Raw genomic sequence first — 11,411 nt, forward strand, 5'->3', positions numbered from 1 at the left:
TGGAAGCGAACGTCCGGAAGCCGCAGCGCGGAAAGGGTGCGCCCCCATGGCCAAGCAGAACGTGTCGGAGCAGTTCGTCGACATCCTCGTCCGGGCGGGCGTGAAGCGGATGTACGGCGTCGTCGGCGACAGCCTCAACCCCGTCGTCGACGCCATCCGGCGCAATCGGGCCATTGACTGGATCCAGGTCCGGCACGAGGAGACCGCCGCGTTCGCCGCCGGCGCGGAGGCCCAGGTCACCGGCTCACTCGCGGCGTGCGCCGGATCCTGCGGCCCCGGCAATCTGCACCTCATCAACGGCCTCTACGACGCCCACCGCTCCATGGCCCCGGTGCTCGCGCTGGCCTCGCACATCCCGTCGAGCGAGATCGGCCTCGGCTACTTCCAGGAGACCCACCCCGAGCTGCTCTTCCAGGAGTGCAGCCACTACAACGAGATGATCTCCAACCCGCAGCAGATGCCGCGGCTGCTCCAGACGGCCATCCAGCACGCGATCGGCCGGGGCGGTGTCAGCGTCGTCGCGATGCCGGGCGACATCGCCTCCCGGCCCGCCCCGGACAAGTCGGTGGAGCACGCGCTGGTCACCTCACGGCCGACGGTCCGGCCCGGAGACGCGGAGATCGACGAGCTCTGCCGGATGGTCGACGCGGCGAAACGCGTGACATTGTTCTGCGGCAGCGGAACGGCCGGGGCCCACGCGGAGGTGATGGCCTTCGCCGAACGGGTGAAGGCCCCGGTCGGCCACGCGCTGCGCGGCAAGGAATGGATCCAGTACGACAACCCGTACGACGTCGGGATGAGCGGCCTGCTCGGCTACGGCGCCGCCTACGAGGCGACCAACGAGTGCGACCTGCTGATCCTGCTCGGCACCGACTTCCCGTACAACGCCTTCCTGCCCACCGATGTGAAGATCGTCCAGGTCGACGTGCGTCCCGAGCACCTGGGCCGCCGCTCCCAGCTCGACCTGGCGGTCTGGGGCGACGTCCGCGAGACCCTGCGCTGTCTGACCCCGCGGGTGAAGGCCAAGTCCGACCGAAGGTTCCTCGACCGGATGCTGAAGAAGCACGCCGACGCGCTGGAGGGCGTGGTCAAGGCGTACACCCGCAAGGTCGAGAAGCACATCCCGATCCACCCGGAGTACGTCGCCTCGGTGCTCGACGAACTGGCCGACGACGACGCCGTGTTCACCGTCGACACGGGAATGTGCAATGTGTGGGCCGCCCGATACCTCACACCCAACGGAAAACGCCGTGTCATCGGCTCGTTCAGCCATGGTTCGATGGCCAACGCGCTCCCGCAGGCCATCGGTGCCCAGTTCACGGACCGGAACCGGCAGGTGGTCTCGATGTCCGGCGACGGTGGATTCTCCATGCTGATGGGCGACTTCCTGACCCTGGTGCAGTACGACCTGCCGGTGAAGGTCGTACTGTTCAACAACTCCTCGCTCGGCATGGTCGAGCTGGAGATGCTGGTCGCGGGACTGCCGTCGTTCGGTACGACCAATGACAACCCGGACTTCGCGGCGGTCGCCCGTGCCTGCGGGGCGTACGGGGTGCGGGTGGAGAAGCCCAAGCAGCTCGAAAGCGCCCTCAAGGACGCCTTCAAGCACCAGGGTCCGGCACTCGTGGACATCGTCACCGATCCCAACGCCCTCTCCATCCCGCCGAAGATCAGCGCCGACATGGTCACCGGCTTCGCGCTCTCCGCCAGCAAGATCGTGCTGGACGGGGGAGTGGGCCGGATGGTCCAGATGGCCCGCTCCAACCTGCGGAACGTGCCCCGCCCTTGACCGGAGTGTGCCCCGCCCTTGGCCGGAGCGTGTCCCGCCCTTGACCGGAACGGCGGAACGGCGACGGGCCGGTCGCGGGAGCCGCGACTGATCAACTGCCCGCGCGGACACCCTTGGCGGCGTCTGAGCAATGTGACATATTACTGACGTGCCCACGAGAAGCCCTCTGGATGTCGTCATCATCGGGGCCGGGGTGGTCGGCGCGGCCTGCGCCCACTACGCCTCCCGGTCCGGACTCTCCGTAGCCGTCGTCGACCGCGGGCCGGTGGCGGGCGGAACCACCGGGGCCGGCGAGGGAAACCTCCTGGTCTCCGACAAAGTGCCCGGACCGGAGCTGGAACTCGCCCTGCTCTCCGCCGAGTTGTGGAAGCAGCTGGCCGAGGAGCTGCCTCCTTCCATCGAGTACGAGGCCAAGGGCGGCGTGGTCGTCGCGGCGTCCGAGGACTCCCTGGACGCCCTGTCCGCGACTGCCGCGGGTCAGGGAGGGGCGGGCGTCGAGGTGATTCCCGTCCCCGCCGACCGGCTCCGGGACGTCGAGCCCCACCTCGCGCCCGGACTGGTCGGCGGCTGCCACTACCCGCAGGACGCGCAGGTGCAACCCGCCGTGGCCGCAGCCGAGTTGCTGCGATCGGCGGCCCGGTCCGGCGCGCTCGTACGCCCCGGGGAGGAAGTGGTCGGGATACTCCGGGACCGCAACGGCGCCGTGCGCGGAGTGCGTACGGTACGGGGGGAACTGCAGGCCCCCGCCGTGGTCAACGCCGCGGGCACCTGGGGCGGCGAACTCGCCGCGCTGGCCGGGGTGGAGCTGCCCGTCCTGCCTCGCCGCGGATTCGTGCTCGTCACCGAACCGCTGCCCCGGCTGATCCGGCACAAGGTCTACGCGGCGGAGTACGTCGGCGACGTGTCGAGCGGGTCCGCCGCGCTGCAGACCTCGCCCGTGGTGGAGGGAACCCCCTCGGGGCCGGTGCTCATCGGGGCCAGCCGCGAACGGGTCGGCTTCGACCGTACGTTCTCCGTGCCGGTGGTGGCCCGGCTGGCGGCGGCCGCCACCGCGCTCTTCCCCGCACTCGCCGATGTCCGGGTGATGCGCGCGTACCACGGATTCCGCCCCTACCTGCCCGACCACCTGCCGGCGATCGGACCGGATCCCCGGGTGCCGGGTCTCTTCCACGCCTGCGGCCACGAGGGCGCGGGCATCGGGCTCGCCCCGGCGACCGGCCTGCTGATCTCCGAGGCGATCCGGCAGGAGCGGACCGCGCTCGACCTCGGCCCGTTCGCACCCGAACGGTTCGACACCGCGCGCCGCACCCTGTGACGCAACGGGGCCGGATGCCCCGACGCCACCGCCGCACCGCCTGGAACAGCACCGCGGGAAGCCCCCGTCGAGGACCGAGGAGAGGCCCAGTGAGACGCAGCCGAGCACGAACCCCCGCCGAACTCGTCGATGCCGCACCCGAACCGGATTTCCGGCTGACCTTCGACGGCCGCCCGGTCCGGGGGCTTCCGGGCCAGACCATCGCCGCCGCACTCTGGGCGGCGGGCGTCCTGAGCTGGCGCACCACCCGGGTCAACGGCCGTCCGCGGGGCGCCTTCTGCGGCATCGGCGCCTGCTACGAATGCCTGGCCACCGTCAACGGACGTCCCAATCAGCGCGCCTGCCTGCTGCCCGCGAGGCCGGGCGACACCATCACCACCCAGGAGGGCGACGGACATGCCGCACTCGAAGGATGAGTCCCGCTCCCGGGGCGCCGGCCGCCCCACGCAGGCCCCCGGGGCCGCCGGCGTGGCCGAGCTCGCGGTGGTGGGCGCGGGACCGGCGGGCCTGGCCGCGGCCGTCACCGCCGCCGACCACGGGCTCGGCGTGGTCCTGCTGGACGCGGCCGACGCACCCGGCGGGCAGTACTACCGCAGCCCGGCCCCGGGGCTCGGTGCCGCCCGCCCCCAGGCCCTCCACCACCACTGGCGCGCCTTCACGGACCTCTCCGCCCGGCTCGCCGCACACTGCGGCACCGGTGCGGTCCGCCACCTCACCCGCCACCAGGTGTGGACGGTCGAACGCGCCGGTGACGGGGAGTGGATCCTGCACGCGGTCACCGGCGACGACCGGGAGACCCGCACCGCCGTCCGGGCCCGCCGCATCGTGCTGGCCACCGGCGCCCATGAACGCCAACTGCCCTTCCCGGGCTGGACACTTCCGGGGGTGGTGAGCGCGGCGGGGGCCCAGGCCATGCTCAAGTCCGGGCTGGTGCTGCCGGGTCACCGGATCGTGGTCGCCGGGAGCGGGCCGCTCCTGCAGGCCGTCGCCGCCTCGCTGACGCGCGCCGGGGCCAGTGTCCCGGCCGTGGTCGAGGCCGCCGGGTACGGGGCGTACGCCCGCGCGCCCCGGGTGCTGGCCGGCAACCCCGGCAAGGCGGTGGAAGGCGCCCGGTACGGGGCGGAGCTGGCCCGCGCCGGAGTGCGGATGCTGACACGCCGGGCCGTCACCGAGGTGCACGGGAGCGAGCGGGTGGAGGCGGTGACCGTCAGCCGGGTGGACAGCCGGTGGCGCCCCGTCGCGGGGACCGGGCGCCGGATCGCCTGCGACGCGCTCGCCGTGGGGCACGGCCTCGTACCGCAGCTGGACCTCGCCCTGGCGGCCGGGTGCTCCACCCGGACCGGCCCCGACGGCAGCCACGCGGTCACCGTCGGCCGTTCTCTCGCGACCACCGTCGTCGGGGTCTGGGCCGCCGGTGAGTCGATCGGCATCGGGGGCGTGGAACTCGCCCTGTGCGAAGGAGAGCTGGCCGCACTCTCGGTAGTCCGTGAGGTACGGGGCAAGGTGCGCGCGAAGGACGCCCGCCGGGCGGTCGCCCTGGTGCGCGCCCGGCTCCGGATGCGGGACTTCGCCGACCTGATGGGGGTCGTGCACCGGCCGGGCGACGGCTGGAGCCAGTGGCTGGCCGACGACACGGAGGTCTGCCGCTGCGAAGAGGTCACCGCGGGGCACATCCGTACCGCGTGCGAGGAACTGGGCGCCGGGGACACCCGTACCGCCAAGCTCCTCACCCGGGCCGGAATGGGCTGGTGCCAGGGCCGCACCTGCGGATTCGCCGTACGTGAACTGGCCGCCGCGCACGGCTCCGGGACCGCACCGGGCGGCCCCGACCGGCGCCCGCTGGCCTGCCCCGTGAAGCTCGGCACTCTCGCCGGCCTGGCCGACCCCGGGTAGCCCCACCGCATTCGTTCTTTCCGCCGTCCCTGATTCCACCGCACTGTGCAATGTCACACCTCTCAAGGAGCCGTCATGCAGACGAACACCGACCAGCGCACCCGCCCCTGGCACGGCATCATGGTCGCCACCCCGCTCACCCTGCGCGAGGACCGCACCATCGACTACGACGCCTACGCCACCCACGTACGCCAGCTCATCGAGGCGGGCTGCGACGGAGTGGTGCCCAACGGGTCGCTGGGGGAGTACCAGACCCTGACCGACGGCGAACGCGAACAGATCGTCCGGGTCGCCGTCGAGGCCGCCGGTGACGGCAACCGCGTCATGCCGGGCGTCTCCGCGTACGGCAGCGCCGAGTCGCGGCGCTGGGCCGAGCAGGCCGCGGAGGCGGGTGCCGGTTCCGTGCTGCTGCTGCCGCCCAACGGGTACCGCTGCAACGACGAGGCGGTGCACGCCCACTACACCGAGGTGGCCGAGGTCGGGATTCCCGTCGTCGCGTACAACAACCCGTTCGACACCAAGGTGGACCTCAGCCCGCAGCTGCTCGCCCGGCTCCACCAGGAGGGCAGCATCGTGGCGGTCAAGGAGTTCAGCGGCGACGTCCGCAGAGCGTACGAGATCGCCGAGGCGGCGCCCGGCCTCGATCTGCTGATCGGCGCCGACGACGTACTGCTGGAACTGGCGCTGGGCGGCGCCGTCGGCTGGATCGCGGGCTGCCCGAACATGCTTCCGTCCAGCTGTGTCGACCTGTACCGGGCCGCCGTCACCGGTGACATGGCAACCGCGCTGCCGCTCTACCGGGAGCTGCACCCGCTGCTGCGCTGGGACTCGAAGCCGGAGTTCGTCCAGGCCATCAAGGCCTCCATGGACGTCGTCGGCCGGCACGGCGGCTGCACGCGGCCGCCGCGGTTCCCGATGCCCGCCGACGACCTGGCCGCCGTGCGCGCCGCGACGGAGAAGGCGCTGGCCGGCGGCCTGAGCTGACCGGCGCGTCCGGCCCTCGTACCATCCGGCCCTCGTACCACCCGGCCCCCGCGCCACACGCCTCTCGCGCCATCCGGCCTTCGCGCCATCCGGCCTTCGCGCCATCCGGCCTTCGCGCCACCGGGCCGAGCCCCGTACCGACCGGGCTCGGCCCGGCCCGCACCACCTGTCGTGTTCCCGTGTTCCCGTGATCTCTTGTTCTTCTTCGTGTCCGCCGTGACGAACCAGGGGGAGCCTTGCAGACCCGTCACATATTCCACGCCGTCGACTCGCACACCGAAGGCATGCCGACCCGGGTCGTCACCGGCGGCATCGGCACCATTCCCGGTGCCACCATGGCCGAACGGCGCGCCTACTTCCAGCAGCACCGCGACGCCGTGCGCACCCTGCTCATGTACGAACCGCGCGGCCATGCCGCCATGAGCGGCGCCATCCTCCAGCCGCCCACCCGGCCGGACGCGGACTTCGGCGTCCTCTACATCGAGGTCTCCGGCTTCCTGCCGATGTGCGGGCACGGCACGATCGGGGTGGCGACCGTGCTGGTGGAGACCGGCATGGTGGAGGTCACCGAACCCGTCACCACCGTGCGGCTGGACACCCCGGCCGGGCTCGTCTCGGTCGACGTACGGGTGAGGGACGGCGAGGCCACCGCGGTGACGCTCACCAACGTCCCGGCGTTCAGCGTCGCGCTGGACCGGACGGCGGAAGTGCCCGGGTACGGGACGGTGCGCTACGACCTCGCCTACGGAGGGAACTTCTACGCGATGGTCGAGCTGTCCGACCTCGGGCTGCCCTTCGACCGGGCGCGCAAGGACGACATCCTGGCCGCCGGGCTCGCCCTGATGGACGTGGTCAACGCCACCGACCGGCCGGTCCACCCGGAGGCCCCGGACATCCACGGCCTCAAGCACGTGCAGTTCCTGGCGCCCGGGTCCGACGCCCGCCACTCCCGGCACGCCATGGCCATCCATCCCGGCTGGTTCGACCGCTCACCCTGCGGTACGGGGACCTCGGCCCGGATGGCGCAACTGCACGCGCGCGGTGAACTCCCCCTGGACACCGACTTCACGAACGAGTCTTTCATCGGAACCTCGTTCACCGGGCGGCTCGTCGAGCAGACCACGGTGGGAGGCCTGCCGGCCGTCGTGCCCACCGTCACCGGGCGCGCCTGGATCACCGGTACCGCACAATTCTTCCTGAACCCCACCGACCCCTTCCCCGAAGGATTTCTGCTGTGAACCTTCCCCTGCTCGGCGCCGACGACATCGCGGCCCTGGGACCGAAAGCGGCCGCGGACGCGCTGGAGTCGGCGCTGCGCGGGGGGCTGGACCCGGAGACGGCTCCCGCCCGGCACCATGTCACCGTCCCCGGCGGCGAGCTGCTGATCATGCCCGCCACCACCCGGCGGTTCACCGGGGTGAAGATCGCCGGGGTCGCCACGGACAACCCGGCGCGCGGCCTGCCGCGGATCACCGGGAGCTATCTGCTGCTCGACGCGTCCACCCTGCTGCCGCTGGCCCTGCTGGACGGCGCGGCGCTCACCACCCTGCGGACACCGGCCGTGTCCGCCCTGGCGATCCGCCACCTCACCGGCCCCGTAGTGCGCCATCTGGTGCTCTTCGGCACGGGCCCGCAGGCGTACGGGCACCTCGCCGCGGTGCTCGCGGAACGTCACGTCGAACGGGTCACCGTGATCGGCCGGAACCCGGAGCGGGCCGAGGCGCTCGCCGCGCACGCCCGCGGGCTCGGCCCGGAGGCCGCTGCCGGGCGGGAGGGCGGCGCCGAGGTGGCCACCGCCGACCTGGTGCTCTGCTGCACGACTTCCGCCACCCCGCTGTTCGACGGCGCCCTGGTGCCGGACGGGGCGACGGTCGTCGCGGTCGGCTCGCACACCCCGGACGCCCGCGAGGTCGACAGCACACTGGTGGCACGTTCCGCCGTCGTCGTCGAGGCGCGTACGGCGGCGCTGGCCGAGGCGGGCGACCTGCTGGTCCCGATGGCGCAGGGGGTCTTCGCGGCCGAGGACATCGCCGCCGGGCTGGCGGAACTGGTCACCGGCCGGGGCGAGATCCCGGGTACGGGCCCGGGTGCGGGGCGGGGCCGCGGCGGCGAACCGGCCGCATTCGCCGGACCCCGGTTCTTCAAGAGCGTCGGAATGGGGTGGGAGGATCTAGCCGTCGCGGCGGCGGTGTACGGCAACTCCGCCGCGTAGACGAGGCCGTCCGCGGCGGACGGGTTGTCCACGGCCTCGGAACGGTGGGCTCCGATGGAAACGTGACATTGTATTCTGGGGCCCCGTACGGCGCTGGAGGAACAGACATGGCCCGCCTGACGACGCTCAATGCCATCTCCGCGCAGGTGCACTTGCGCGACCGGGTGGCGAACGCCCTCAGGGCGGCCCTCATCGCGGGGGAGCTCCGTCCCGGCGTGATCTACTCGGCCCCCGCGCTCGCCGCCGACTTCGGAGTGTCCGCCACCCCGGTCCGGGAAGCCATGCTCGACCTGGCGCGTGAGGGCCTGGTCGAGGCCGTGCGCAACAAGGGCTTCCGGATAACGGAGCTGACCGATCAGGACCTGGACGACTTCACCGAGCTCCGGGTCATGATCGAGGTCCCCACCGTCGGCCGGATCGCCCGGATGGGGCGGACCAGGGAGCTGGAGGCGCTGCGGCCGCTCGCACAGGCGATCGTCGAGGCCGCCGCCGAGCACGACATCCTCGGCTACCTGGAGGCCGACCGCCGCTTCCACCTCGAACTGCTCGGCATGGCGGGCAACCGCCGGCTGGTGGAGGAGGTCGGCAACCTGCGCAAGCGCTCGCGCCTCTTCGGGCTGAACCGGCTCGACGAGTCCGGGCTGCTGGTCCAGTCGGCCGAGGAGCACGCCCAGCTGCTGGACCTCCTGATCGCCGGTGACGCGGCAGGCGCGGAGCGGTGCATGCTGGCCCATATGTCACATGTCAGGAACCTCTGGGCCGAGGAGAACCCCGGCAGGGCGGGCGACGGACCCCGGGATGCCGGGATCGCGGAGTCCGCCGCGGAGTCCTGACCCGCCCCGCCACGGTGTCCCGACCCGGCGTGGTGCCCTTCCCCCGCCCCGCCGCGAAGTCCTGAACCCGCCCCGTCGCCAGGCCCCTCCGGGCCCGGCGACGGGGCGGCGGCAGCGCGCCGGATCAGGCCCGGCTCTCCAGCAGCGCGCCCATCCACGCCTCGACCCCGTCGGCGGTCCGGGGCAGCGCGGACGACATGAGGCGGGCCCCGTCGGACGTGATCACCAGGTCGTCCTCGATCCGCACTCCGATCCCGCGCAGCTCCCGGGGGAGCGTCTCGTCGTCGGGCTGGAGATAGAGCCCCGGCTCCACGGTCAGCACCTGTCCCGGCTCCAGGCAGCCGTCCAGATAGGCCTCGGCCCGCGCCTGCGCGCAGTCGTGCAGGTCCATGCCGAGCATGTGGCCGCTGCTGCACAGCGTGTACCGGCGGTGGAAGCCGTTCTCCGGGGCGAGCGCCTCGTCCGCGGACATCCGCAGCACGCCCCACTCGTGCAGCCCCTCGGCGATGACCCGCATGGCCGCCCGGTGGAAGTCCCGGAAGCGCGCTCCCGGCCGCAGTGCCGCGATGCCCGCGTCCTGGGCCGCGAGCACCAGCTCGTACACGGCGCGCTGCACGGGGGAGAAACGGCCGGAGAGCGGCAGCGTACGGGTGATGTCGGCGGTGTAGAGCGAATCGGTCTCCACCCCGGCGTCCAGCAGCAGCAACCCGTCGCGCTCCAGCGGGCCGTCGTTGCGGATCCAGTGCAGGACGCATGCGTGCGCCCCGGCCGCCGCGATCGTGGAGTAGCCCGGCCCGTTCCCCTCCAGCCGGGCCCGCAGATCGAAGACGCCCTCGATCCAGCGCTCCCCGCGCGGGTGGCGCAGCGCCTGCGGCAGACTGCGTACGACGTCCTCGAATCCCGCCGTCGTCGCGTCGACGGCCAGCTGCAACTGCCCCGTCTCCCAGGGGTCCTTGACGAGCCGCAGCTCGCTGAGCACCGCCTCCAGACCGGCCGGGGCCGAGCGCCCGAGCGGGAACGGACGCCGCGAGCCCAGGAGTTCGTCGACGGACGGGTCCACACCGCCCAGTGCCCGGACCGGCGGCTGCGGGCCGGTGAACAGCTTCTCCCAGTCCTCCAGCCGCTCGCAGCGCAGACCGGTCAGCCGGGCGGCCTCCGTCAGGTCCGGCCTGCGCCCCACCCAGAACTCCCCGTACCTGCGGTCGCGGTAGAACTCCTGGCCGGTACGGGGTGAGCGGGGCCGCAGGTACAGCACGGCTTCGTGCCGCTCGTCGCCGTCCGGTTCCAGGACCAGTACGTGCCCGGCCTGGTCCTCGCCGGTGAGGCCGGTGAGCCAGGCGTATCCGGTGTGCGGCCGGAAGCGGTGGTCGGTGTCGTTGGAGCGGACGGCGAGGGCCCCGGCCGGGATGACCAGCCGCTCGCCGGGGAAGCGGGCGGCCAGCCGGGCCCGGCGGGCGGGGGTCAGTTCGTAGGAGGGGACGCGGGCGTCCGGGGGCAGGGGGGTGTCGGCCCACGCCGTGCTCATGAAGGTGTCCAGCGCGGCGGACACCGGCAGATCGTGACTGCCGGTACGGGGTGCGGAGAAGGAACGGGACACGGGCATGGCTCCTGAGGGCTCGGTCGGTGCCCGGGCACGGGGCTCCGGGTGCTGACGGGAGGCGGGGGCGGGGCTCGGCCGGCCGGAAAGACGGTGGTGGCGGCCGGCGTGTGCGGCGCCGCGTCCCTGGATCCGTGCGGGGGGCGGAAGTTGTCGCGCAGATGAATGTGCGTGAGAGGGCTTCCGAAGGACATGTGACATGTGCCATTGTACAGCGCGCAAGGGAACGGAAGCTGTGTCCATGTCACGACGTGGAGCGGTCCCGGCCGGCCCCACCGGCCCCCCTGCATTCCCCCACAGCCGCGCCCTGTCGCGCGGTTAACACTCCGCTGGAGGCGGCACGTGAAGAATCTGAGGGTTCGTCAGAAGATAGCTGGACTTTCCACCGCGGTCCTGGCGGCATGCCTGGGCGTAGGCATGCTCTCCGCGCCGAGTCAGGCCGCGGGGCAGCGCCCCGTGGCCTCGACCGTGGCCCCCCACTCCTCGAAGGCCGCCCAGAAGCAGGCAGAACCCCGCACCGAGGACCCGGGCGGCCCCACCGCCGAGTCGCTCACAGCACCTGCCGCGGACGCCGCTCACGTCCAGCGCAAGGCGCTCAGGGCCGGGGACCAGCCGCCGCTGTCCGCGTCCAAGGACGCGCTCAAGCGGGACTACGACAGCCAGGCCGCCACGGTTCCGAGTCACCCGGCGCCTTCGATGAAGGCCGGGAAGCGGGCCCGCACCGCGGCTGCCGAGTGCAATGTCACCGACTTCACCAACAACACCGGAAGCGCTCTGGTGCAGAAGGT

9 protein-coding genes and 1 pseudogene are annotated in these 11,411 nt (G+C 72.7%); 9 read left to right on the forward strand and 1 reads right to left on the reverse strand.

Going from position 1 to position 11,411, the window contains the following annotated elements; translation table 11 throughout:
• The first annotated feature begins 46 nt into the window (after nt 1-46).
• The 8 genes from ACFCV8_RS20145 to ACFCV8_RS20180 all read left to right on the forward strand — a co-directional run bounded on the left by ACFCV8_RS20145 (nt 47) and on the right by ACFCV8_RS20180 (nt 9,026).
• Nucleotides 47-1,789, forward strand: a complete 1,743-nt coding sequence (locus ACFCV8_RS20145; RefSeq protein WP_376686739.1) for a pyruvate dehydrogenase — start codon at nt 47-49, stop codon at nt 1,787-1,789.
• A gap of 148 nt (nt 1,790-1,937) precedes the next feature.
• Entirely contained in the window at nt 1,938-3,104 is a 1,167-nt protein-coding gene (locus ACFCV8_RS20150; protein WP_376686740.1) for an NAD(P)/FAD-dependent oxidoreductase, read from the forward strand.
• Between the two features lie 89 nt (nt 3,105-3,193).
• The gene (locus tag ACFCV8_RS20155; RefSeq protein WP_376686741.1) at nt 3,194-3,520 is read left to right on the forward strand and encodes a (2Fe-2S)-binding protein; all 327 of its coding nucleotides are present in this window, start codon (nt 3,194-3,196) and stop codon (nt 3,518-3,520) included.
• Complete coding sequence (locus ACFCV8_RS20160) at nt 3,501-4,997, forward strand: NAD(P)/FAD-dependent oxidoreductase (protein WP_376686742.1); 1,497 nt, start codon at nt 3,501-3,503, stop codon at nt 4,995-4,997. The genes ACFCV8_RS20155 and ACFCV8_RS20160 overlap by 20 nt, the downstream gene beginning before the upstream one ends.
• Nucleotides 4,998-5,072: 75 nt before the next feature.
• Nucleotides 5,073-5,981: a dihydrodipicolinate synthase family protein gene (locus ACFCV8_RS20165; protein WP_376686743.1), complete on the forward strand. Its 909-nt coding sequence runs from the start codon at nt 5,073-5,075 to the stop codon at nt 5,979-5,981.
• Between the two features lie 236 nt (nt 5,982-6,217).
• Complete coding sequence (locus tag ACFCV8_RS20170) at nt 6,218-7,219, forward strand: proline racemase family protein (RefSeq protein ID WP_376686744.1); 1,002 nt, start codon at nt 6,218-6,220, stop codon at nt 7,217-7,219.
• Entirely contained in the window at nt 7,216-8,193 is a 978-nt protein-coding gene (locus ACFCV8_RS20175) for an ornithine cyclodeaminase family protein (protein WP_376686745.1), read from the forward strand. The genes ACFCV8_RS20170 and ACFCV8_RS20175 overlap by 4 nt, the downstream gene beginning before the upstream one ends.
• 107 nt (nt 8,194-8,300) lie before the next feature.
• Entirely contained in the window at nt 8,301-9,026 is a 726-nt protein-coding gene (locus ACFCV8_RS20180; protein WP_376686746.1) for a GntR family transcriptional regulator, read from the forward strand.
• 124 nt (nt 9,027-9,150) lie between these two features.
• Here the strand turns inward: ACFCV8_RS20180 and ACFCV8_RS20185 are convergent, their stop codons facing one another.
• Nucleotides 9,151-10,629: an aminopeptidase P family protein gene (locus ACFCV8_RS20185; RefSeq protein WP_376686747.1), complete on the reverse strand. Its 1,479-nt coding sequence runs from the start codon at nt 10,627-10,629 to the stop codon at nt 9,151-9,153.
• 336 nt (nt 10,630-10,965) lie between these two features.
• On the opposite strand from ACFCV8_RS20185, the pseudogene ACFCV8_RS20190 reads away from it, so the two are divergent.
• Nucleotides 10,966-11,411: pseudogene (locus tag ACFCV8_RS20190) on the forward strand (collagenase); the annotation flags it as partial.

Origin of the sequence: Streptomyces sp. NPDC056347 (genome assembly GCF_042262625.1) — a bacterium.
GTDB lineage: Bacteria > Actinomycetota > Actinomycetes > Streptomycetales > Streptomycetaceae > Streptomyces.

Excerpts from the sequence above, each read along its gene's own strand:
- ACFCV8_RS20145 (WP_376686739.1), top strand. The coding sequence starts at position 47 with ATGGCCAAGCAGAACGTGTCGGAGCAGTTCGTCGACATCCTCGTCCGG.
- ACFCV8_RS20160 (WP_376686742.1), top strand. The coding sequence starts at position 3,501 with ATGCCGCACTCGAAGGATGAGTCCCGCTCCCGGGGCGCCGGCCGCCCC.
- ACFCV8_RS20165 (WP_376686743.1), top strand. The coding sequence starts at position 5,073 with ATGCAGACGAACACCGACCAGCGCACCCGCCCCTGGCACGGCATCATG.
- ACFCV8_RS20180 (WP_376686746.1), top strand. The coding sequence starts at position 8,301 with ATGGCCCGCCTGACGACGCTCAATGCCATCTCCGCGCAGGTGCACTTG.
- ACFCV8_RS20185 (WP_376686747.1), bottom strand. The coding sequence starts at position 10,629 with ATGCCCGTGTCCCGTTCCTTCTCCGCACCCCGTACCGGCAGTCACGAT.